Source organism: Brevundimonas sp. FV1ye7S, assembly GCF_058680995.1.
This window is the reverse complement of record NZ_CM178726.1, coordinates 2,472,419-2,494,884: the sequence shown is the minus strand read 5'-3', so window position 1 is coordinate 2,494,884 and position 22,466 is coordinate 2,472,419. Positions and strand designations below refer to the sequence as shown.

Genomic DNA, 22,466 nt, shown 5'->3' with positions numbered 1-22,466 from the left:
CGCGTACCGCGCCATGACGTCGAACGAGCAACTGGGTCTGTGCCTTGACCATCGGGGCGCGCTGGTCGCGCCCCGGCTCAGTGCCTTCTATGAGCCACGCGTGTTGCTCGGGCGGCCCCTGTCCTTGCGCGCTCAGCCCGCCACCTCAGTCCGCATCGCCTTCAGGAACTTCGCGACCCCCCGATTGCCCGCGGCGGCCAGTTCGCCGTCTAGCGTATTGAAGCCGTGCGTGCCGCCGGGATAGATCGCCAGGTGCGCGCGGTTGCCCGCCGCCTGCCAACGCATGAACATGAACAGGCTGTCGTCCGGCAGGGGATCGGCCGATCCAACAATGAACAGCGCCGGGGCCAGGTCGTGCAGGTCGGCATAGAGCGGCGAGAGCGCGGGATCCTTCAGATCCGTCGCGCCTGCGAACGCGCCCGTGAACTCCCGCATCACCTCCAGGTTGATGAACGGTGCGCCCGTCACCCGAAACACGCTGGGGGTGAGCGACAGATCGAAGACGCCGTACAGCAGGCTCGCGGCCTTGAAGGCGTCGCCTTTCCCGGCCTCGCGGAGCCGAAGCAGCGTCAGGACGGCGAGATTGGACCCGGCGGACTCGCCGCCGATCGATAGCCAGGACGTGCCGACCCGATTTCGACGACTTTCTTCAACCCGTCCGCCCTGGGGGCGATCGGCCTCTGGTCCTTCACCCCCAGGTTCAGCATGGCCGGCGGCGTGCTTGATCCCGACACCGAGGCGGACAGCTTCGTCACGTCCGAGTCCTTCGAAAAGGTCAATATCTATTTGACCTCAGCAATATCCTACGACATGGGCGGGCGCCCCGGTCAGGTCTCGGCCGTCTACACCTGGTCCAACAAGCCGAAGATCGATCTGGACTCGCCGTTCAAGACGCTGGGTTCGGCCGCTGAACGGGCGCAGGCGATCGGCAGCCTGCTGGGCCTCGCCTCGGACGAGGGTCTGCCGACCAACTTCAGGGATGAGAGCTGGTTCGTCTATGGCACGGGCTCGCAATTTCTGTTCCTGAAGGACGATGCGGCGACCGTGGCGCGCAAGCGCAAGGCTGGGGAACAGATCCACGGCATCGGCGTGTTTGCGCGGGCAGGCTATGCCCCCGAAGACACCAATCCGATCACCCGCGATGTCAGCGTCGCCTTGTTCGCCCACGGCATGTGGGACCGTCGGGAGCACGACAGTATCGGCCTCGGCTTCTACTACGACGAGATCAGCGAAAAACTGAAGACCAGCATCAAGTCAATCTCGGGCGGCCAGACGGCTGTCCACGACGAGAGCGGCATGGAGGTGTTCTACAATTTCGCCGTCACACCCGCGGTGCGGCTGATCCCGAGCTACCAGCATATTTGGCATCCGCTCGCGGCCGAGGTCATCGAACGCCGCAAGAGCACTGACCTCTTTCAGATACGCCTCTCGGCCGCATGGTGACGATACGGGAATGCGCGGCGGCCGGCTCGCTAGATGTGCGCCCGGTGAGAAAAACGGCCCGCAAGGCCGCTAAACGCGCGAGTAAACTGACCCGCCAACAGCAGGAAAGAACAATGTCGATTCCACTTCGCGCATCCATAACCTTAGCGATCCTTCTGGCCATACCTGGCTCGGCCTCCGCACAGCAGGCGCCGCCGAACTTGCCGTCCGAACAGCAGCTCGCGAGCGACAATAAATTCTTCCTCTTCTGGGCGAACAAGCTGATGAAATGGGAAGAGCCGGCCGACCCTGTTAGGATCGTTGGCCCGATCTACTTTGTCGGCACCGAGGGGCTGGGGGTCTTTCTGATCACCACGTCGGAAGGCCACATCCTGATGAACACGGGCATGCCGTCATCGGGACCGATGATCGTGGACTCGATCCGCAAGCTTGGCTTCAAGCCGGAAGACATCAAGATCATCATCAACGCCCATGTTCACATCGATCACGCCGGCGCGATAGGCTTCTTCAAGAGGCTTACAGGAGCGCAACTGGCCGTCATGGACGCCGATGTCGCGGCGATGGAAAGCGGCGACCGCGATGACTTCAAGTATGGCGACGACCTGGCGTTCGAAGGCGTGACAGTGGATCGCGTCCTGCGCGACGGGGACACCATCAAGCTGGGCGACGTGCTCCTTACGGCTTACCACACGCCCGGCCACACCCGCGGCGCCACCACATGGATCGCGAACCTGGTGGTCGACGGCAAGGCCTATGTGGTGGCGTTTCCAGACGGTGCGGGATTCAATCCGGGCTACCGCTTGGCGAAAGATCCTTCGTACCCCGGCATCACAGACGACTACCGCAGTACCCATCACACGCTCGAGATGATCAAGCCGGACATCTGGCTGGCGCAGCACAACGAACACTACGGCTTCGAAGGCAAGCGGAAGCGGGCCGAAACGGAGGGCGTGAGCGCATGGATCGATCCGGACGGCTATAGGCGCTTTATCGCCGGCAAGAAGCACGCGTTCGAAGACGAGGTCGATCATGAACTCGCCCCATCCGATACGTCATCGTGAGGATGAGCGTCCGCGAGCCCTTGTCGATCGCGCGGATCGCCCCGACTCTACGACGGTTTCGCCAGGCTCGGCAGGGGCATGGCCCCCACACGACGGATCGAACGGGGCGGCGGCGATCCTGCCGCTTCGATGGCGCCCCATGGCCGACGCGCCGGGCCACAGTCAGAAGCCCGGTCGTTGCGCAATGTGAGCCGAGACGCCGGGAGGCGGCGCGGTGGCCAAGCTGAATCCGGTTATCCTGGCCGCCGGCGGCGCCAATCTTGGGATCGCCGGCGCCAAGTTCTGCGCCTGGGCGTACACGGGCAGTTCGGCCATGCTGACCGAGGCGATCCACTCCTTAGTTGACACCGGCGACCAGGCGCTGCTTCTGCTCGGCGAAAAACGGGGTGACAGGGCTCCGGACGCGTCCCATCCGTTCGGCTACGGCCTGGAGGTCTATTTCTGGTCGTTCGTCGTCTCGCTCATGATCTTCGCGCTAGGCGGTGCGGTGTCGATCTATGAGGGCCTGCACAAGCTCCAGCACCCTTCGCCGATGGCGATGCCTTGGGTGAGCTGTCTGGTGCTTGGCGTGAGCCTGTTGTTCGAAGGCGCCTCCCAGCTGGTCGGGTTCCGAGCTTTCAACAAGACGAGGAAGCCGGGGCGCGGCGTGCTGTCGTCTGTGCGACGGAGCAAAGATCCCTCGGTCTTCACGGTGGTTCTTGAGGACGGCGCTGCCTTGGCGGGGCTGTCCATCGCCCTCCTGGGCGTCGCGGGCGCGAGCCTCTTCAACCTGACTTGGGCTGACGCCGCGGCTTCCATCGCCATCGGGCTGTTGCTCATCAGCGTCGCGACCCTTCTCGCCCATGAAACCCGCAGCCTGCTGACGGGGGAGGCGGCGCCTGATGATCTGGTTCGGCACATACGACAGACCTTGGAGCGACATGCCGCGGTCACGGAGGTGACGGAGGTCCTCACACTGCAATTGGGCCCGAAGCGTATCCTGGTGGTGGTTTGCCTGCATCTTGAGCCGGCGGGAGAGGTCAATGTGGCCGTCCGTCAGGTGATCGAGGCTGTCAAAGACTGTGACGCGCTGATTGATCGGGTGTTCCTTAGTCTTCCTCAAAATCTGTCGCGGAACTGACTTGGACATCGTCGTCAGCTTGACGATGAACCGCGACCGATTGTGGCCCTCTCTGCGGGTTCGGTCTCCGCCGTGTCCGGCGCGTATCCGGCTGACTTCAGAAACCGGATCATGGACTGGTTGAACAGTTCCGGGCTCTGCCAAGGCGCGAAATGCCCGCTGTCCGCCAGATACTGAAGACCGGCGCCTGGGATGGCGTCGGCTATATAGGCGGCATGCTGCGGCGTTATGAATTCATCCTCCGAGCCCGCGACGATCAGAACCTGGGGCGCCCGGATCAGGGCGAGTTGACCGGGGCCGTAGTGAAGTCGCGTTGTCTGCATGGTCCTGACCGACCGGGTCAGCCCGGAGAAATCCGGGGCGGGCGAGAGCTCGGCATAATCGGCGGCGAGCCGTGTCCCCACCTGTTTCAGGATCGGCGCATCGCCGGCGTCCTTGCGGACACCCTGCAGATCCATATTGGCGCCGAACGCATAGATGGGGCCGAGTTGATCGCCTCGGTCCATGCCGAGCACGAGCGCCGTTATGGCACCGTCGCTCCAGCCTATGATTGCGGGTCGGTTCAACTGCAGATGATCGATCACCGCTCCGACATCCTCGGCCAACTGATCGTAGCTCAGAGGTGTCGAACCCAGGGTGCTGCGACCGTGGCCCCGGCTGTCAATGAGGATGACCTGATAGCCGGCGTCAAGGAGAGCGGGAACCTGTCGGCCCCAGGCCCGGTGGCTGGACAGTCCTCCGTGCAACAGGATCACAGGGGGACCGCTGCCGATCACGCCGTACCAAAGATGGGCAGCCTCTCGCCAGACGCCGCCCTGTATGGGGATCCTAGGCAGGGCGCGCTCGGGCGGAAGGCTTTCGAGCGAGGATGGGTGCGGCGAACAGCCGAGAAGGCCGGGCAAGAGGACGAGCCCCAGACCGAGGGCGCGCCATGTCATGCCGCGCGATCGTTTGAAGTGGATCTGGGTCACCACGTCACCTGCAACTGGCCGATGCGTCGGATCCCCGCATAGCCCTCCACCTTGACCGGCGGCCCGGCGAGCCGGAGGTGGGGCAGTTTCCGGCAAAGGGCCATCAGGCCCTCTTCGAGTTCCAGTCGGGCCAGGGCCTCGCCGATGCACCGATGCGCGCCGGCGCCGAACGCCATGTGCCAGCGAACATGATCTTGCCGGTTGATGAGGAAGGCGTCCGGATCCTGGAAGCGGGCCGGATCGCGCATGGCGGAGAGGGTGGACAGAGACACCAGATAGCCGGCCGGAATGACCATGCCGTCCAGCGTGATCGCCTCTGTCGAGAACCGGGGGAAGGAGCCCACCGGCGGTTCGAACCGCAGCGCCTCCGCCACGGCCGCACGCGCAAGTTCAGGATTGTCGCCATAGTCGGACCAGTCTGCACCGCGCTCGGCCAAAAGGCTGACCTGCACCGCCAGTGCGCCCCGGGTCGTGTCGCTGGCGCCGATGATCAAGGTCACGATCTGGACGGCGGCTTCGGCCTCGGTCAGATCGCCCGCGCCGATGGCGGCGAGCATGTCTTCAAGCAGCGCGGCGGGGGGCGTCTGGCCGGAAGCCGCGTCCGCTAGACGCGCCTTTACATAGTCTGTGAGCCAACGGGCCCCATCGACCATTCGGTCCATATCTTCGCCAGGCAGGGCCGGAGCGAAGGCGGGTGAGACTTTGTAAACCGCCCGGGCGAACTCATGCGCGTCGCTCGCCGGGGCGCCGAGGAGTTGGCTCATCACCAGGGGCGGCAGGGGCGCGCAGAACGCCTGGACCAGGTCCGCCGCGCCATCGGCCTCAAAGCCGTCGATCAAGCCTTCGGCGGCCGTCCGCACCATATCGCGTAGGGACTCGATGGCCCGGAAGGCGAAGGTGCGCGACAGGGGCGCCCGTCGTCGGCGATGCGCCTCGCCTTCTGACAGCAATACGGATGTCGCCAGGAGGTCGAACAGCGGACCCGGCGGGACGCCCCGCATGCGCGCATAGAGAGCGCCGTCGATCTGCTGCGTCCTGGGATCGTTGAGAAGCCGCTCGACATCATCCGCGCGGAGAACAAGGCAGGCCCCGTCCTCTCGTTGGATCACGGGGCTCTTTGAACGCCATTGGCGAAACAGGCCGTGGGGGTCGCGCTCCAGGTCCAGTGAGGAGACGACAGGGATTGGCTCGCCTGACGGGGATAGCTCAAGAAACGGAGCGGGTTGCTGGTCCGCAGTGGTCTGATGATCGTCCTGGGCGGCGGTCAGTGTCGTAGTCATCGCTGGTCCTGTAGGTCGGAGCGGCGGCCGTGCAGGCGCTGTGGGCCACGGCCGATGCGACATGTTCAGCGCGCCGTGTCACCGGCGAGCTTCAGGATCCGTGATCATCGATGACAGATGAAACCACTTGGTCGGCGCATGGGCGCGGATGATCGGACCGACCCCTCGATCCGTCCGATCAGAGTGCGCCGGGTCAGTGAGACTTTCGGTCCAGGGCCTCCATGGCCCGCCGCAGACGACTGTCGGTCGCCCGCAACTTGATCTCGTCCGACACCAGCGCCGCCAGATTCGTCAGGATCGCCCTCTGGCTGTCATCAAGCGTGCGTGGACGGGTGTCGATGACGCACAGGGACCCGAGGGTGAAACCGTCGGGATCGACCACAGGACATCCAGCATAGAAGCGGAAGTTCGGGGCGTCCGCGACAGCCGGGTTGTCGGAGAACCGAGGGTCGGCGGACAGATCCTCTGAAATCATGCAGCTGTTCTGCAGGATGGTGTGGTTGCAGAACGCCCAGCTTCTCGGCGTATCGGCCATCTCCAGCCCATGCCGCGACTTGAACCACTGCCGCGTCGGCGTCAGCAGGGTGATCAGCGAGATGGGCATGCCGAGCGTCTGCGCCGCCAGCCATGTCAGTCGGTCAAAGGCGTCCTCGGGCGGCGTGTCGACAAGGCCGGAGCGTTCAAGAGCGAGTAGACGCTGCGCCTCATTGCCGGGAAGGGGAAACAAGGAGGTCGCCTCCAGACCCTCGCCCGGCTGAGCAGGTCCCCTTACGGCCGCCTCAGCCGCCTCGGCCAGATCGTCGATGTCGTTGATGAACCGAACCCGGCCCGCTCCTTGGGACGCGTCGACGACAGTCTGGCGGCCTTCAGGACCGACGACCAGTATGACGGTGTGTTGCAGGGCGACATCGGAGCCCAGCGCATGGAGCACGCCATCAGCGATGGCGAACGACTCTGCGTCGATGACCACGGCGGCCGGCGAGCGGCCGCCTATGTCCAACAAGGCGGTGAACGGCTCGGGATAGGTTTCGACAAAGCAGGAAGGCGCGCTCTCAAGCGCGGCCTTGAACTGCGGCAACCGTTCGGGCCGCGCAATGACGATGACCCTGGCCGAGGCCGGCGTGGCCGGGAGTTCCTGACCCTTGACGAGCGCCACGACGTCGCTCCGGTAAACCCGCCGATGGCCGCCGGGCGTCTTCCACGAAGGGATCGATCCGCCCTCGATCAGCAACTGGGCGGTTCTGACCGACACGCCGAGAATCTTCGCGGCGTCCGTGGTGGTCACGATCTCCTTCTCGGCGGCGTCCATGGTCTCTCCTGCGGCTGATCGCGGTCTCGCGTCAATATGGAGGCGCGCTCCCGCTCCGCCACACCTCCGCCAGAATCTGATGCATTTGATGAAATTGGTAGATTTGATACCTAAATCGTCAATGTGGAGATTTGAGAATGTCGGATGGACTGCAAACCGATGAGGGGGAGTTCGCGGCCCGCGTCGCGGCCAATCAGGCTCAGCGGCTGGCGAACCTTCGGAAAACATACGATTTCATCGTCTGTGGCGCGGGCAGTTCGGGCTCGGTCCTCGCTCGACGACTGGCGGAAAATCCGGCTGTCCATGTGCTGCTGATCGAGGCCGGCGGGAGTGATGATCGGCCGAGCGTCATGGAGCCGGCCGCCTGGCCGACCAACCTGGGCAGCGAGACAGACTGGGGGTTTGTGGCCGAGCCAAATCCCGAGCTGAACGGACGGGCCATGCCGATGTCCATGGGCAAGGTTCTGGGCGGCGGTTCAAGCATCAACGTCGGCGTCTGGGCGCGCGGCCACCGCAGCGACTGGGACTATTTCGCCCAGGAGAGCGGCGACGAGTCCTGGGGGTATGAATCCGTCCTCGGCCTCTACCTTGAGATTGAGAACTGGCAGGGCGCGCCCGATCCCCTGTATCGCGGCACGGGCGGGCCAGTCTTTGTGCAGCCGACGCCCGATCCGGGGCCGGCGGCTCTGGCGATGCTGGACGCCGCGCTCGAGCTCGGCATACCCACTTACGATAGTCCGAACGGCCAGATGATGGAGGGGGACGGCGGTTGCGCCATCTCCGACGTCCTGACGCGGAACGGCAAACGGCATTCCATCTTCCGCGCCTTTACCTATCCCTACCTCGACCGGCCCAATCTGACGCTCCTGACCCGCACCCAGGTGAACCGGGTGATCGTTCAGAACGGTCGCGCCGTCGGGGTCGAGGCGGTGCGGGACGGGGTGGTCGAACGGTTTGACGCCGCCCATGAGGTCATACTGTCGCTCGGCGCCATCATGACGCCGACCGTCCTGATGCGCTCCGGGATCGGCGACGAGGACGAGTTGCGCGCCGCAGACATCAAGGTCCTTCATCATCTGCCCGGCGTAGGCCGCAACCTGCAGGACCATGTGTCCTTCGGCTGTATCTGGGAATACCGCGAGCCGATCGCGCCGCGGAACAGCGGCAGCGAGGCGACCCTCTACTGGAAGTCCGACCCCGCCCTGAGCGAACCAGACTTGCTGTTCTGTCAGGTCGAATTCCCGGTGCCCAGCCCCGAGACCGCCGGTCGAGGCCTCCCCGAGCACGGCTGGACCATGTTCGCCGGCCTCGCCCACCCCAAGAGCCGCGGTCGGGTTCGCCTGTCGAGCGGGGATCTCCTGTCCCTGCCGCGCATCGAACTCAACACCTTCAGCCATCCGGACGATCTCCGCGCTGCGGTCGCCTGCGTCCAGCTGTGCCGCGATCTGGGCAACACCCGGGCCTTTGAGCCGCTGGTCGCGCGTGAAGCCATGCCCGGCCCGTTGGGGCAGGCGGACATGGAGCGTTACGTTCGAGACGCGGCGGTGACCTACTGGCACCAGACGTGTTCGGCCAAGATGGGGCGGGACGCGCTGTCCGTCGTGGACGGCAGTCTGCGCGTCTATGGTGTCAAGGGGCTGCGCATCGCTGACGGATCGGTGATGCCGCGGGTCGCGACGGGCAACACCATGGCGCCCTGCACGATCATCGGTGAGAAGGCCTCGCGCTATATCCGCGCGGCTCACGGGGTCTAGGGCCGGAAAAACGGGCGGCCGCTGGTTGGAGACCGGCGGCCGCCTGCCCGGTCAAGGTCGAAGCGCCTGTTCAAGTGCGGGGCGGGCCTCGTCCAATCCTCTGCAAGTCTGTTCATGTCAGGAAAGTGCTTCTTCATGATGTACGCTCAAAGACACGTCCTCGTCGTCGACGACAACGCCTCAGCCCGTGATGCGCTTGGCGGATTTCTCAACGAGCATGCCTTTCAGGTCAGCACGGCCGCCGACGGCGCGGCCATGCGGCGAATTCTCAGGGCCCGGCCCATCGATCTGGTGGTCCTCAATCTCGGGATAAGGCGCGAGGACGGCCTCGATCTTATGCGGGGCGTCGTCGATCGGGACGAAGCCCCCGTGATCAGCATCACCGATGCTGGCGGCGGCGAGCCGGACAAGGTCGTTGCGCTGGAGCTGGGCGCTGACGATTGCATGAGCACGCCCGTCAGCCCGCGGGAACTGCTGGCCCGCATTCGCACCGTCTTGCGTCGCGCGCGCCCGGCGAAGGCGCGGGAACGCGTCCGGTGGCGGTTCGCCGGGTGGGAGCTCGACCTGCGTCGGCGAAGCCTCACCTCGCCGGACGGCGCCTTGGTCAAGCTCACGACAGCGGAGTTCAACCTTTTGACCGCCCTCTTGAGGAGCCCGAACCAGATTCTGACCCGTCATCAGTTGGTCACGGCCAGCCGAGTCCATCCGGACGAGGTGAATGACCGCAGCATCGACGTCATGATCCTGCGGTTGAGGCGAAAGCTTCAAACCGCGCCCGGCCCTCAGCGCATCATCCGAACCGAGCGGGGCGTCGGATATGGGATCGCCGTTTCGGTTGAAGCCTTTTGACCGGTCAGTTGGGGATCGCTCGGACCGATTTCTGCGGTTGCATCAGGACGCCTCCACCTCCGCCTTGAACATATAGCCCAGGCCCCTCAGGGTCGCGATCGCCTCGGCGCTGTCCGGTCCGATCTGGAGCTTGCGCCGGAGCCGCAACACCTGAGCATCAATACTACGGTCCGACAGGTCCTCGCGCATCCCCGTGGCGTCGAGCAGATCCTGACGCGACAAGACGCGTTGCGGCGCGACGATGAAGGCGTTGAGAAGCCGGAATTCGCCCAGGGTCAGGACGACGACAGCACCCTCCCGGGACAGGCGCCGTGTGCGGCAATCCAGTTCCCAGGGGCCGAACCGGACGTGCGTGCGGGGATGCAGGCGGACCGCTCCGGACAAGCGGTTGCGTCGGCGCAGGATGTTGCGGATTCGGGCGCTGAGCTCGCGCGGATCGACGGGATCGTCGAGATAGTCGTCGGCCCCCAGTTCGAGGCCGACGATCCTGTCGGCGGCGTGGCGCGAGTTCGCTGCCGTGAGGATAATCGGAACCTCCGACGCCGCACGCAGGCGTCGCAGAAGGTTGAGGCCGTCGCCGCCGAGCTCGAGGTCCAGGATCACCAGGCTTGGATGGTCGCCGAGACGCCGAAACAGGCCGGCGGGGGTTTCCGTCGTGACAACCCGCATCCCGTCTTTCTCAAGGGGCGAACAGAGGTCCTGAAGCGGACTGGCGGCGCGGGCGGCGAAAAGGATGCGAGGCCGGACGGTCAGCAGGTCGGACGGATGACCGACCGCCGCCGGAGCCGTCTGGGGTCGCCCATGGTCGTTCGCTGCGCCCGCGTCCGCCAGGGAGGACTGACGGTTCGCCGGATCCATTGTGGAACGGGCTTGGGGAGCAGGCGTGGTCATAGGTTATCGATACAGGTCGGGCGCGCAGAGAGGTGCGAGAAACCGGTTGCGGCTGAAACAGTCCCGCATTGTCCCTATTTTGCGAATGACCCCATGGGCCTGGATGTGTCGGATCGAGCGGAGGGGCGGCGCTCCGCCGTCATGCCGCCTCCATCGTCTTGATCGCGCCGCCGTCAAGCTCGAAGGCGAGGACGAACCGCCGGGGGCTCCCCTCGAAGTCGCCGGTCTTGACGCCCTCGACGACGATTCTGCTGGTCTCGTGGCATAGGGTGTCCGGAGTGAGGACCGTCCCGTTGGCGGCCGACGTTTCCTTGATCCATGTGCGTATCGCCGGGCGGCCCTGATGACGCCGGCCGTCGTCACTGACGACGACGCCGTCGGCGGCGAAGGGCTGCACCATGCCTTCGACGTCGCCTCGCGCGATGGCGTCCACATAGTCGGCGATCGGATTGGGAAGTCTCACGTACATCTGGGTCTCCAAGGTTAGAAATGAGCAGTCGGGGACCGAACCCCTCGTTCAGTGGCCCGAGTTCGCGCCGCCGATCCGACCTGAGAGGGTGGTCAGGAGAAGGGTGTCTGCCGTCGAACATCCTCGGCCACGGGAAGCAGATCCGTCGATGCACGGGGCGCCACGACGCTGAAACCGAGACCGTCCCGCGACCATGTCACGCCGTCCAGCGCGCCGTAGGATTGCTCGGACATGGACCGGTTCTTTTCGATCTCCATCGGCCGCATCATCACGGCCAGCCGCTCGGCCGCCGCCCCCTCATAGATGAACAGGGCGGCGGGACCATTCGGCGTCGTCACCAGTCGGCCGCCGAGGAAGCGATAGCCGGCGCCTTCCAGATCCGGGGGTTGCACCGGCGTGTCGAGACGATCGGACACCCAGCGCGTCAGCGTCGCACGCTGGTCAGACGCCAGTTCGACCGGACGACGCGTATCGGAGGCGTAGACCACATAGTTGTCGACGGCCTCGCGGCCGAGGGCCTGAATCCCCCGCGCCGGGGGTGAAACCGCCTCGCGCCCCATCCAGCCCGACAGGCCTCCGATGCAGAGAATGGCCGCAGCCGCCGCAATCTGACGCCTTCCGGCCAAAGTCTTTCGGCGACGCTCGACAAGGGCCTTCAGGTTGAGTTCCGCGGGCAGGGGTCGGTCGGAGACCGGCGCCAGCGCGTCGCGCAACGCCTCGCCGTGTTCGCGGTAGGCCGCGAATCTCTCCTGCGCCTCGGGATGGGTGTCGAGATAGCGTCGCACCGCGTCGCGCCGGCTTTCTTCGAGCACCCCGTCCAGAAAGGCGTGGAGGTCGTCTTCGCTAATCGGGCGGTCCCCGGTCATTTGATCCTCCTTAAATGACATCTGACGGGCGTGTCTTCGGCCATCGCACTGGCCAGCCGGGCGCGCCCGCGAGAGAGCCGAGACATGACGGTGCCGAGCGGCACGCCCAGAATACGGGCCGTTTCGGCATAGGACAGGCCTTCGACCGTCACCAGCAGGATCACGGCTCGATATTCGTCCGGCAATTGATCCAGTGCGCGCAGAACGTCGGCCCGGGCCAGTCCGTGCTCCTGGGCTGGCGCCACGGACAGAAACGCCGGATCGACCGTCTCGATCGCGGCCATCACTCCCCTTCGGCGAAGCGAGCGCCAGCGATTGACCGCCAGATTATGCAGGATGGCGTAAAGCCAGCTGCGGGTGTCGCCATCGCCGCGGCGTTGCCCCCACCGCGTGACTGCGCGCTCCAGACAATCCTGGACAAGGTCGTCGGCCTCGGCTGGATCGCGAACCAGGGCGTTGGCGTATCGCCGCAGCCCCGGGATGACCGGCTCGATCAACTGGCCCATGTCCGTCATGTGCTCATCCTAGGGCGCCGCGACCTGAATCTGAACCGGAGCCCCGGGCATGGCCGCCGTGCCGGGGGCGATCACCAGATAGCGCCGCGACACACCCTGTTCAGCGCGGACCTGCTGGCGAATAGGCCCCAGAGCATTGACGATGGCGGCGCCGGCGGGATTGCTCGTGAAGGCGGCGATCGGCTCCAGGGGGCCAGAGCCGTCCGCAGCGTTCGCCAGGGCCAGGACATAGGGCGAGCGCGGCGTCAGCCCCGACACCGATCCCTGTACGACCTGGATCAGGCCTTGATCATACAGGCTGATGGTGGTGTCGGCCTCCGTCCCGTCGCTGACGCGCATGCGGATCAGGACAGAACCGGCGTCAGACCGAGGCTGCAGGTTCCGGTCGCCGGCGCCCGAGGGCGCAGCCCCGGGCACATAGACGACGGCCTGGGGCGCCTGGCCGACGCCGACATTGGCGACCACCGTGTTGGAGGCGGTGTCGATCACCGCCAGTTCGCTGGCGTTCTCCAGACCGACATAGACGCGCGATCCGTCCGGCGACGCCCAGAGGCCGTGCGGCAGGGCCCCGACAGGGATGGTCGCGACGGGGCTGAAGTCGTCCGTCCGGAAGATTTTGACCGCATTCTCCCCGCCCACGGTCACATAGGCCAACTGGCCGCGCGCCGTCCGGGCGAAGTTGACGTGGTTGGTGAGAGGGCCGGTGTCCAGGGTCGCCAACACGTTGAACGGAGGACGGGCGTTGAAGGCCACCGTCTTGCCGATGTCCTTCAGGGTGAACCACACCTGCGACCCGTCCGGAGAGGCGGCGATGTTGGGGCAGAAGGCGCTAGGCTGGGCCACTTCCCCGACAATCTCATGGGTGGCGGCATCCACCACCACGGTCTTGGGATTGAAGGACGAACAGATGTAGCCGTAACGACCGTCCGGCGAGAAGATCGTCATTCCCGGCCCGCCAGGCGTCTGAATGCGATGGATCTCGTTGTAGCTGACCGGGTCGATCACCGAGACATAGTCCTCGCCGCGCACGGTGACCCAGAGTTCCTCGCCGTCGGGGGTGAAGAAGGCCTCGTGCGGAGAGCGGCCGATGTAGGTGACATGTTTCACCGCATTTGTGGCGGTGTCGATGAAGCTGACGGAGTTGGAGCCGATCGACACGACCGCCAGCGTCTTGCCGTCCGGCGAGAAGCCCAGGCCGTGAACCAGCAACTGTCCGCGGTAGAGAGGGCTGAAGTTGGCCGGCGACGGATCTCCCAAACGGATCAGACCCACCAGGCGGTTGGTGGAGGGATCGGTGACCGACACGGTGTTCGAGAACTGCTCCGCCGCATAGACGCGATCGCTGGACTGGATGGTGGCGACCTGGGCCTGGGCCGCGCCCGCGACGAGAAGGGCGGTCGAAAGGCTTGCGGCGAGGCCAAGGATGGGACGAGTCATGGGGCTTCAGCCTTCGTGATGGCGGCGCGGGGCTTCGACGCCGACGGGCGCTGTGGGCGGGGGGCTGGTCGGGGCCGGATAGGAGGCAGGCAAGGGCTCGCCCACGGCGAGGCGCAGGGCGGCGATCTCCTGCTGTTGCTCGACGATGATTTCCTGGGCGAGACGACGAATCTGTTCGTTGTTGCTGTGGCGAAGCACCGCCACGGCCATATCGATGCCGCCCTGATGATGCGGGATCATCATGGCCACGAAATCCCTGTCGATGTCGCCCGTCGGCTGGATTTCCATGGCCGCGTGCATCCGGGCCATGACCGCGTCGTTTTCGGCCATGAATTGCTCCGAAGGCGTGCTCGCCGCCAGCGGTGTGGACAGACCAAGCGCAGCGAGCACGGCGAACCGGATCACGGACTTGCGGGAGGAGATCGACATTGATCGCGGCCTTTGATCGGACAGGGTGGACTTGATCGATAGACACCGCGAGGCGGCCTATTATTCCCGGCGATGGCCTTTTCCTGCGTCTAGCCCTGATCCACGGCGCCTATCCGCCTTGCACTGCGGGCCGAAACCCAGGGGCCGTGGGGTATTTCCTGCCGCGCGGAGGCAAGCGACGCCACGCCGGTAGCGACCGCTGACTGATACCAAAGATGAGGTGTCTCCACCGCAGGGCGACTGACGGCTCGCCGGACGTGCGGGCGCCGTCGGTTGCAGAGCCGCCCCGCCGGGGGCGCCTAGCCCCCGCGGCCACCCGCGATGAAGGCGGCGATGGTCGGCCAGGGCGCGCCCTGGGGACGCATGTCGTCGCAGGCGAAGGACTTGAGGGCGCCGTACACGCCGCCGGAGGGGGTGGCGTCCCAGGGGGCGTCTTCGGCGATCCGTTCCGCTTCCGCGCCGTCCGGGCCGTGGACAATGGTGGCGACGGTGCGGGACTGGCCATCCGAGCAGCGGACCGCCAACTCCTCGACCTCATGGCTCTGATCGGCCGCGTCGCCGTGTGCGGGAACGCGGGCGAAGCGGGCCGTGGCGACGCCGTCGACCGGCGTCAGGGTGTCCTGATCGATCAGATAGACGGTCCGGTCGCTGGCCGAGAAACGGGTCCAGGTCTCGGCTGCGGCCGGCGTCGCCGCCGTCAGGGCCGCGACGCCGACAACCGTCAGTGTGGCAAAGGTCAGTTTGGCGATTCCGCGCATGTCTTCCTCCCGTGAATGAGAGGATTTGATACCCGCGGCCGCCCGATTTCAAGCCGCCTCCGCGACCGGCGGCGGATCAGGGTCTGGCGCGATCCGGCAGGGCGGCCACCTCTTCGGCGGTCAGAGACTTGGTGACGAAGGCCCGGCAGGTGCGGCGACCCGGGTCGGCGTTCGGCACGATGATCTGGACCGGATCGCCGACGCAGACGGTGTCGGATCCGCCGAGGGTCGGCGTTACGGCGATGGACACCGCCGAATCCAGATCCCAGCAGGCGCCGCTGGTGTTGATCTGGAACACATCGTCGCGCAGCGACCGGATATAGAGGTCGGACTGGCGATCGGCGCGGAAGTTGCGCACGCTGTCTGTACGGAAGCAGCGGGCGATCGACTTTTCACCGTCGGCGGCGGCGACGGCCTTGGTCGCGGCGGGCGCGCAGGCGGAAAGGCTCATGGCCGCCACCGTCGAGGCGGCGAGCGCGGAGGTCAGCAGGATACGCATCGAAGTCTCCAATACGGAATCTGGAACAAGGAAGAGACGCCGCACATGAACACAGCCTGAAGGCCGATCAAGCCGGCCCCTGACGGTCAGGATCGATCCGTCCAAAAAGCGTTGCAGGAAGCGGCGAAGGCGTACCGGCGATCAGGGCGGCGACATGTTCGCCCAGCAGAGGCGCCACGCAGAAGCCGCGTGAACCCAGGCCCGACAGCAGATAAAGCCCGTCCGCTCGACGCCCCGCCAGCGGCAGCCGGTCGCGTGTCGTGGCCCGGATGGCGACCCGACGATGGCGGACGCCCGTCTCAGCCTGGGCGGCCAGATGCGGCAGGCGCGCGCGCAGGGCGTCCAGGTTCCGGGCGCTGTCCGCATCGCGCGCCTCCAGGGTCACGTCGCCGCGGTCGTGGGTTGCTCCGAACAGGACGCCCGTGCCGGTGGGCGCGACATAGCCGCCCCAGGCCACGCCCGGAGACGCCGGACCCTCGACCCAGTCGGCCTGGCCCCGGACGGGCGACAGGCCGGCGTCCGCCAGCAATCCGGCCGTTCCCCAGCCGGCCGTCACCACCGCCGCGTCCGCCTGGGCCAGGATCCGGCCCTCGGCGTCACTCAGGGTCCAGCCGGCGTCGCCGCGCTCGATCCGGGCCACGGTCGCGGTGATCATGGGCACGGCCTTCAGCCAGGCCGACAGGATGGCGGAGGCCTGGATCACGCGGGCGTCGGCCATCATCAGCCCGCCCTCGGCGGTCGGTTCGCCCAGTCGGTCTGCGGCGGCCTCGGCGTCGATCACCGACATGGCGCCGTCGCGCCACAGGGGCTGTGCTGCGATCTTGTCGAAGCGCGCAGGATCGCGCGCCGCCTGGGGCATTTGCAGGACCCCCTGGCCCAGCACGGCCCCCGGCGTGGCGTCATACAGATGCCGCGCCCGCTCCAGCGCTTGGGCGTACAGGCCGGCGATGGCCGCATCCCCGGCGTCGAGGCGCGGCGTCGCCAGTCCGGCCGGAAACCCCGATCCCCCCGCGCCGGGCCGCTCGCCCTCGATCACCACCGGCGTGATTCCTGATGCGACCAGGGCGCGGGCCACGGCCGCCCCGGCCACTCCGGCCCCGATGACGGCGACGCGGGGGGCCTGGTCGGGTGTCGGGGCGCCGTCCCGCCGCGCCTCCAGCCGTTCACGCTTGCGGCCGTGGCCGGGCTTCTTCTCGACCACGAAGCCGCGTTCCGACAGGCCGCGTCGAACCGCGCCGGCGACCGTGAAGGTGGCGACTCGCGCGCCGGGGGCCGACCGGGCGGCGATCCGGTCCATCACCGTTTCGGACCACATGCCGGGGTTCAGGGCCGGCGAGAAACCGTCCAGGAACCAGGCGTCGGCCGATCCCGACCACTGGTCCAGGGCCCAGTCGACGTCGCCGACGGCGACGTCGAGCACCGCGTGGAACCCCGGCAGATCGACCCGGTGAAAGCCCGGCGTCCGCTCCGGCCAGGCCTCGATCAGGGCCAGGGCCGCCTCCGCCAGTTCGGGCCAGGCGTCCAGGGCGCGTCGCGCCTCATCGGCGGTCAGGGGAAACCCCTCGACGGAGAAGACGTGCAGCCGCCCGCCCTCGGGCCGGGTCCGGCGCCACAGGTCCAGCAGAGCGGCGATGTTCAGCCCGGTGCCGAACCCCAGCTCGGCCACGGTGAAATGGCGTCGCCCGGCCCAGGCGTCCGGCAGGCCGCAGCCTTCCAGGAAGACGGCGCGGGTCTCTGCCAGACCGTCGTCGCGTGAGAAATAGACGTCGCCGAACCGGCCGGAGCGCGGTTCGTCGTCATCGGTCCAGGTCAGGTGCGGGGCGGTGTCGTCGGTCGTCATGGCGCGGCTCTAGCACCTCCGCCGCCGATACGAAAAAGGGGCCGCCCGCGGGGCGGCCCCGTCGTGGGGTCGGGGAAGGACTCAGTGGCCGGTGTCGTGGCCGGCGGCCTGGGCCGATCCGTGGTCGGTCGCCGGGGCGGCGGCTTGCCCGGCCGCCGTGTCGGTCGCCGCAGGCGCGCCTTCGGCGGCCGGTGCGGAGGCGGTGGCGGCGCCGGCGTCCTGAGCGGCCTCATTGGCGGCGGCGGCGGCTTCCGCAGCGGCCTGGTCGGCGGTCAGGGCGGCGTCGGCGGCGGTTCCGGCCGCTTCGACCGCGTCGCTGGCGGCTTCCTGAGCCTTTTCTTCCGGCGCCTTCTGGCACCCGGCGATGATCAGGGCGGCGGCCGAGGCGGCGATGAGGGCGGTGATGCGCATGGGACAATCCTCCGAAGGCTGTTCGCGAGGCCGAAAGCCTCGCTGGAAACGATAACGCCGCCGTGAACCTCGGGGCAAGCCGGGATCACGGCGGCGTCATGCCGTGTCTGAAACTCGTCGCGCGGCCGGACGTTCCGGCCCGCTCAGCTTCAGTCGTTGCCGATATTGTTCAGCACTTCTTCCATTTCGGCGAAGGACGGCTGGGAGGCGGAAGGAATGTCGCCGCGGCCGATCTCGACCGAGATCTGGGCGGCGTTGCCGTGCAGGTGGGCGATCAGCACGGACTGGATCATCTTGTAGTAGGCCGCCTCCTCATTGATGATCGAGGTCAGGCGCGCCGCGAACGGGCCGACCAGCCCATAGGCCATGAACACGCCCATGAAGGTGCCGACCAGGGCGCCGCCGATCATGCCGCCCAGGATTTCCGGCGGCTCGGTGATCGAGCCCATGGTCTTGATGACGCCCAGCACGGCCGCGACGATGCCCAGTGCGGGCAGGGCGTCCGCCAGGTTCTGCAAGGCGTGGGCGTTGTCGAGATGCTCGTGGTGATGCTTCTCGAGCTGCTTCTCCATCGCATCCTCGACCTGGTGCGGATCCTCCAGGTTCATCGTCATCATCCGCAGGGTGTCGCAGATGAAGTCGACGGCGAAATGGTCCTTCAGCACCTTGGGGTACTTCTGGAAGATGGTCGATTCCTTGGGCTTTTCGATATGGCTTTCCAGCGCGACGACGCCCTTGGATTTCATGGTCTTGGTCAGCTGGAACAGCAGGGACAGCAGGTCCTTGTAGTCCTGCTTCTTCCACTTCGGCCCGGCGAAGGTCTTGCCCAGACCCGCCAACGAACCCTTGATCACCGTCATGGAGTTGGAGATCAGGAAGGCCGCGATGCCCGCGCCGCCAATCGCCATCAGTTCGTGGGGCGCGGCGTGCATGATGACCTCGAACTTGCCGCCCGAGATGGCGTAGCTGCCGAACACGAGGCCGAACAGCAGTACGATGCCGATGATCTGGAACATGGAGACGCGGTATCCTGACGCGAGAGGCGTCAAGTGATGACCGTTATTGATTAAGACGGCGTTTCGGGAAACGCCGTCTTATACCGTCACAGCCGGCCTTCGCCGTTCAGAATGGCCGTCCGCCCCGCCGTCGTCAGCTTCTGGTAGCCGGTCTTGCCGCCGCGCACATACAGGGTCGCGCCGGTTTTTTCCGGATCGAACCCATCGGCCACCAGATCGGCCTTGCGGTATTTGAAGGTGCCGGTCGTCTCGGCCGCCTCGATCAGCCGCACGAAGACCGGCTGGGCGTAGGCGGGCAGGCGGGCCTCGACGTGTTCGGCGAAGGCCTTGGGGTCGAACTTGGCGTCCGTCACCAGGGCGGCCATCCCCGCCTTGCCGTCCTGACCGGGCACGGGGACGCCGTAGACGATGGCCTCGGACACGCCGGGGCCTTCCATCAGCACCTGCTCGACCTCGGAGGTCGAGACGTTCTCGCCCTTCCAGCGGAAGGTGTCGCCCATCCGGTCGACGAAGTAGAAATAGCCCTCGGCGTCCTGTTTCATAAGGTCGCCCGTGCGGAACCAGCGGTCGCCCTTCTTGAAGACGTCGGTCAGGATCTTCTTCTGCGAGGCGGCCTTGTCGGCATAGCCCGAGAAGTCGTGGCGGATGTCATTGCCGATCTCGCCGATGGCTTCGCCGATCTCGCCGACGCGGGTCAGGCGGCACAGGCCGTCCGGGCCGCGGATCGGCTGTTCGCTGTCCACGTCGAACTGGACCAGGCGGATATTGATCTGTTTCTTCAGATAGCTCGGCACCCGGCCGATGGCGCCCTGTTTGCCGTCGAAGTTGAACAGGGAGACATTGCCCTCGGTCGAGCCGTAGAACTCCAGCACCTCGGGAATATGGAACCGGCTCTGGAATTCGGGCCAGACGTCGGCGCGCAGTCCGTTGCCGAAGGCCAGGCGCAGCTTGTGCTTCTGCTCATAGGCCTGGGGCTTGCTGTTCACCAGATAACGGCACAGTTCGCCGATATAGACGAACATGGTGGCCCCGGACGCCACCACGTCGGGCCAGAAGCTGCTGGCCGAGAACCGCTTGCGGATCACCAGACGCGCCCCGTTCAGCAGGGCCGCGCCGACGCCGACCAAGCCCCCGGTCGAGTGATACAGCGGCAGGACGTTGAAGATCCGGTCCTTGGGCGTCGAACGGGTCGCGCCGGCGAAGGCGCGCATATAGGTGCGGGCCCGCGAATGCGGGATACGGGCCGCCTTGGGCAGGCCGGTGGTGCCGGAGGTGTAGATATACAGGGCCGTGTCGCGGTTCGTCAGGCCTTCGCGCACCGACCGGGACGGCCGCACCGAGGAGGCGCCGCGCACCGGTTTGTCCAGGCCGCGCCGGTCGCTGGATTCGTCCTCGTCGCCCAGGTCCAGGACCCACAGCATCAGGGTGTGGCCGACCAGGGGGCGGGCCGCCTCGACCTGGCGCCAGCAATCCTCGTCCGCCACCACCTGGAAGGCGTTGGAGATGGTCAGGCAGTGGGCCAGCCCCTGGCCCGTCAGATTCGTGTTGATCAGGGCGGTGGCGATGCCGACCTTGGAGAAGCCGATCCAGGCCGCCAGATATTCGACGCGATTGGTCATCATCAGGGCGATGGTGTCGCCCCGGTTCAGGCCGCGCCCCTTGGCCCAGTGGGCGTAGCGGTTGGCCATGGCGTCCAGGTCGCGATAGGTCAGGCTGCGGCGCTCGTCCTCGACGGCGACGTTGTCCGCGAACTTGTCGACGGCTTCTTCAAAGTCGTCGCACAGCAGAATGTCGCTATCCAGCTCGATCGGCTTGATACGCTTGAGCAGGCGGAACAGTCCGCGCGCGAAGCGCACGTCCCTGCGGATATTGGCTACAAAACCCATGCTCGCCGTTACTCCGGTCTTTGCGTGTTCCACCCGCGCTCGTGATGAACGAAAGGAGCCTGTTCGGTCAACCGCGAGGCGGACAAACGCCTTAGAAACCACCGCGATCAGACAAGGCCGTGTCCCATTTGTTTCGGTGACGTCGGGGAAATCCAGAGCGAAACGCGCATTTTCCGCCTTATTTGCTCTTTTCTGGCCTATAATAGATCTGATTTCGCCTTAGCCGGGGCCGTATCAGTGCATCTTCAAGGTCATTGACCGTTTATCGGAACGACCTCGAAGAACGGCGTGTTTTCCTGCCGATCTCATGGAGGACACATCATGTCGATGACTTATGCAGACGTTACGACCAACACAGCCGCCGTCGATGCGACGGGGCGTTCCGCGGACGAGGTCTTCGTGCCGCGCTATGCTCAGCGTCGCAGCCGAAGCAACAAATCCGTCAAGACCTGGATGATCATCGCCCCAATCGGCGCCCTGGCGGTGATCGGCACGGCCGCAGCCCTGATGATGGGCGGCGACGCGCCGGCCGCGCCGGCGTCTTCGGCGCCGCCGCTTTCGACACCTGCGCCGCAGATACAGACCGCGCCGACGGCTTTGACGCCGGTTGAGACTCCGCTCGCCCAACCCGTCCCTGTCCAGACGACGCCGCAGACGACGCCTGCCCCGGTTCCGCGTCGCGCTGAGCCCGCTGCGCGTCGGGCGGCCCCGTCGGCGACACCTGCGGAACGTCCGGCCCCGCGTGTGGATACGCCTGTCGAGCCGACCGGCCCGCGTCCCTACAGCGCCGCCACGGCGGCCTTGAACACGGCGGCCAACCCTGCGGCGTCCGCCCCGGCCTCGGTTCAGATCCAGCCGCCCCCGACCGTGTCCGTCGAGCCGGTCAACTGACGCCGTCACCCATGAAAAAGGCCCCGGCGTTCGCCGGGGCCTTTTGCTGTCGGCCTATCGCCTGGGCAGGGCGGGAAACTCCAGCCGACTGACGTCATAACCCAGGGCCCGCGCCCGATCCGTCAAGGCGCGCACCTCCGCCTCGCTGGGAACCTCGCGGGTGTAGATGAACAGCCGCTCGAAGGTCGGATCCGCCGAAATGAACCAGCTGTAGTCGTCCGCCCGGTCCAGCACCCAGTAGTCCCAGGTCACCAGACCATGCAGGTACCGGACCCGCAGCTTGGCGTTCATGCCGGGGTCCAGAATACGGCCGCCGCCCTCGATGGCCTTTTCCTTGCCTTCCGGTGAGCCGACCTGACAGGTGTCGCGCACATGGATGCGGTCCGCCTTGACCGGAGTGTAGATCGAAGCGCCGGCGACGCAGCCGTCGGTCAGCCGGTCGGGCAGGCGGGCGACCTCATGCCAGCGCCCGGACCACAGACGATCCACGTCGACGGCCTTGATCGGCTGGGGCGCACGGTATTCGGCGGGGGAGGGGGCTGTGACGCAGGCCGCCAGCGCGGCCGAGGCGACGACGGCGGCGATCAGGGATTTGACGATGGGCATTGCGACTCCATTTCAACGCCATAAAGTCGCCACACGCGGCCCAGTTCCACAAGGCGGACGCCGCCCCTCGACCGCCAGGTCCGAAAATCTCACAGTGTGTGGCAGTATCAATCGCTTGCGACCCGTCGCACACTGGCGTTTCACGTCAGCGTTCGATGGAGACCT

Annotated in this window: 23 protein-coding genes; 6 read left to right on the top strand and 17 right to left on the bottom strand. The window is 66.5% G+C overall.

Features of this window, described 5'->3' with window-relative positions; all coding sequences use genetic code 11:
* Nucleotides 1-132 precede the first annotated feature (132 nt).
* Nucleotides 133-573: an alpha/beta hydrolase fold domain-containing protein gene (locus tag ACW18C_RS12205; protein ID WP_492074022.1), complete on the bottom strand. Its 441-nt coding sequence runs from the start codon at nucleotides 571-573 to the stop codon at nucleotides 133-135.
* A 132-nt stretch (nucleotides 574-705) separates the two neighbouring features.
* Here ACW18C_RS12205 and ACW18C_RS12200 point away from each other — a divergent pair, with 132 nt between their 5' ends.
* The 3 genes from ACW18C_RS12200 (at nucleotide 706) to ACW18C_RS12190 (ending at nucleotide 3,624) form a co-directional block, all read left to right on the top strand.
* On the top strand, nucleotides 706-1,443 hold the full coding sequence (locus ACW18C_RS12200; protein WP_492071129.1) for a carbohydrate porin: 738 nt from the start codon (nucleotides 706-708) through the stop codon (nucleotides 1,441-1,443).
* Between the two features lie 113 nt (nucleotides 1,444-1,556).
* Nucleotides 1,557-2,504: a subclass B3 metallo-beta-lactamase gene (bla, locus tag ACW18C_RS12195; RefSeq protein WP_492071127.1), complete on the top strand. Its 948-nt coding sequence runs from the start codon at nucleotides 1,557-1,559 to the stop codon at nucleotides 2,502-2,504.
* A 214-nt stretch (nucleotides 2,505-2,718) separates the two neighbouring features.
* Nucleotides 2,719-3,624, top strand: a complete 906-nt coding sequence (locus ACW18C_RS12190; protein WP_492071126.1) for a cation diffusion facilitator family transporter — start codon at nucleotides 2,719-2,721, stop codon at nucleotides 3,622-3,624.
* A gap of 14 nt (nucleotides 3,625-3,638) precedes the next feature.
* Here the strand turns inward: ACW18C_RS12190 and ACW18C_RS12185 are convergent, their stop codons facing one another.
* The 3 genes from ACW18C_RS12185 to ACW18C_RS12175 all read right to left on the bottom strand — a co-directional run bounded on the left by ACW18C_RS12185 (nucleotide 3,639) and on the right by ACW18C_RS12175 (nucleotide 7,184).
* Nucleotides 3,639-4,562 (bottom strand): alpha/beta fold hydrolase, encoded by a 924-nt coding sequence (locus ACW18C_RS12185; RefSeq protein WP_492071124.1) that lies wholly within the window; start codon nucleotides 4,560-4,562, stop codon nucleotides 3,639-3,641.
* A 29-nt stretch (nucleotides 4,563-4,591) separates the two neighbouring features.
* Nucleotides 4,592-5,704 carry a cytochrome P450 gene (locus ACW18C_RS12180; RefSeq protein WP_492071122.1) on the bottom strand — a complete coding sequence of 371 codons (1,113 nt, stop codon included), beginning with the start codon at nucleotides 5,702-5,704 and terminating at the stop codon, nucleotides 4,592-4,594.
* A gap of 364 nt (nucleotides 5,705-6,068) precedes the next feature.
* On the bottom strand, nucleotides 6,069-7,184 hold the full coding sequence (locus ACW18C_RS12175; protein WP_492071120.1) for a GAF domain-containing protein: 1,116 nt from the start codon (nucleotides 7,182-7,184) through the stop codon (nucleotides 6,069-6,071).
* A gap of 137 nt (nucleotides 7,185-7,321) precedes the next feature.
* On the opposite strand from ACW18C_RS12175, the gene ACW18C_RS12170 reads away from it, so the two are divergent.
* The gene (locus ACW18C_RS12170) at nucleotides 7,322-8,938 is read left to right on the top strand and encodes a GMC family oxidoreductase (RefSeq protein WP_492071118.1); all 1,617 of its coding nucleotides are present in this window, start codon (nucleotides 7,322-7,324) and stop codon (nucleotides 8,936-8,938) included.
* 135 nt (nucleotides 8,939-9,073) lie between these two features.
* Nucleotides 9,074-9,787, top strand: a complete 714-nt coding sequence (locus tag ACW18C_RS12165; RefSeq protein WP_492071117.1) for a response regulator — start codon at nucleotides 9,074-9,076, stop codon at nucleotides 9,785-9,787.
* A 42-nt stretch (nucleotides 9,788-9,829) separates the two neighbouring features.
* Here the strand turns inward: ACW18C_RS12165 and ACW18C_RS12160 are convergent, their stop codons facing one another.
* The 12 genes from ACW18C_RS12160 to ACW18C_RS12105 form a co-directional block, all read right to left on the bottom strand.
* Nucleotides 9,830-10,456, bottom strand: coding sequence for a winged helix-turn-helix domain-containing protein (locus tag ACW18C_RS12160; RefSeq protein ID WP_492074021.1), 627 nt, complete (start codon nucleotides 10,454-10,456; stop codon nucleotides 9,830-9,832).
* A 361-nt stretch (nucleotides 10,457-10,817) separates the two neighbouring features.
* Complete coding sequence (locus ACW18C_RS12155; protein ID WP_492071115.1) at nucleotides 10,818-11,159, bottom strand: YybH family protein; 342 nt, start codon at nucleotides 11,157-11,159, stop codon at nucleotides 10,818-10,820.
* A gap of 80 nt (nucleotides 11,160-11,239) precedes the next feature.
* Nucleotides 11,240-12,013: an anti-sigma factor family protein gene (locus tag ACW18C_RS12150; protein WP_492071113.1), complete on the bottom strand. Its 774-nt coding sequence runs from the start codon at nucleotides 12,011-12,013 to the stop codon at nucleotides 11,240-11,242.
* Nucleotides 12,010-12,528, bottom strand: a complete 519-nt coding sequence (locus ACW18C_RS12145; protein ID WP_035305343.1) for an RNA polymerase sigma factor — start codon at nucleotides 12,526-12,528, stop codon at nucleotides 12,010-12,012. Before ACW18C_RS12145 ends, ACW18C_RS12150 begins: the two co-directional genes overlap by 4 nt.
* A gap of 9 nt (nucleotides 12,529-12,537) precedes the next feature.
* Nucleotides 12,538-13,965 (bottom strand): YncE family protein, encoded by a 1,428-nt coding sequence (locus tag ACW18C_RS12140; RefSeq protein ID WP_492071111.1) that lies wholly within the window; start codon nucleotides 13,963-13,965, stop codon nucleotides 12,538-12,540.
* Nucleotides 13,966-13,971: 6 nt separating this feature from the next.
* Nucleotides 13,972-14,394, bottom strand: coding sequence for a DUF305 domain-containing protein (locus tag ACW18C_RS12135; protein ID WP_492071109.1), 423 nt, complete (start codon nucleotides 14,392-14,394; stop codon nucleotides 13,972-13,974).
* Nucleotides 14,395-14,693: 299 nt separating this feature from the next.
* Nucleotides 14,694-15,152, bottom strand: coding sequence for a hypothetical protein (locus ACW18C_RS12130; RefSeq protein WP_008260774.1), 459 nt, complete (start codon nucleotides 15,150-15,152; stop codon nucleotides 14,694-14,696).
* A gap of 76 nt (nucleotides 15,153-15,228) precedes the next feature.
* The gene (locus ACW18C_RS12125; RefSeq protein WP_492071107.1) at nucleotides 15,229-15,651 is read right to left on the bottom strand and encodes a DUF6491 family protein; all 423 of its coding nucleotides are present in this window, start codon (nucleotides 15,649-15,651) and stop codon (nucleotides 15,229-15,231) included.
* A gap of 67 nt (nucleotides 15,652-15,718) precedes the next feature.
* Entirely contained in the window at nucleotides 15,719-17,491 is a 1,773-nt protein-coding gene (gene mnmC2, locus ACW18C_RS12120) for a tRNA (5-methylaminomethyl-2-thiouridine)(34)-methyltransferase MnmC2 (RefSeq protein ID WP_492071106.1), read from the bottom strand.
* 81 nt (nucleotides 17,492-17,572) lie between these two features.
* Nucleotides 17,573-17,902, bottom strand: a complete 330-nt coding sequence (locus tag ACW18C_RS12115) for a hypothetical protein (RefSeq protein WP_492071104.1) — start codon at nucleotides 17,900-17,902, stop codon at nucleotides 17,573-17,575.
* Between the two features lie 149 nt (nucleotides 17,903-18,051).
* Nucleotides 18,052-18,918, bottom strand: coding sequence for a flagellar motor stator protein MotA (gene motA / locus ACW18C_RS12110; RefSeq protein ID WP_183197950.1), 867 nt, complete (start codon nucleotides 18,916-18,918; stop codon nucleotides 18,052-18,054).
* Between the two features lie 86 nt (nucleotides 18,919-19,004).
* Entirely contained in the window at nucleotides 19,005-20,804 is a 1,800-nt protein-coding gene (locus ACW18C_RS12105; protein WP_492071103.1) for a long-chain-acyl-CoA synthetase, read from the bottom strand.
* Between the two features lie 321 nt (nucleotides 20,805-21,125).
* Here ACW18C_RS12105 and ACW18C_RS12100 point away from each other — a divergent pair, with 321 nt between their 5' ends.
* Complete coding sequence (locus ACW18C_RS12100) at nucleotides 21,126-21,695, top strand: hypothetical protein (RefSeq protein WP_492071101.1); 570 nt, start codon at nucleotides 21,126-21,128, stop codon at nucleotides 21,693-21,695.
* 54 nt (nucleotides 21,696-21,749) lie between these two features.
* On the opposite strand, the gene ACW18C_RS12095 is transcribed toward ACW18C_RS12100, so the two are convergent.
* A complete protein-coding gene (locus ACW18C_RS12095) occupies nucleotides 21,750-22,301 on the bottom strand; it encodes a lipocalin family protein (protein ID WP_492071100.1) in 552 nt (183 codons plus the stop codon).
* Nucleotides 22,302-22,466 lie beyond the last annotated feature (165 nt).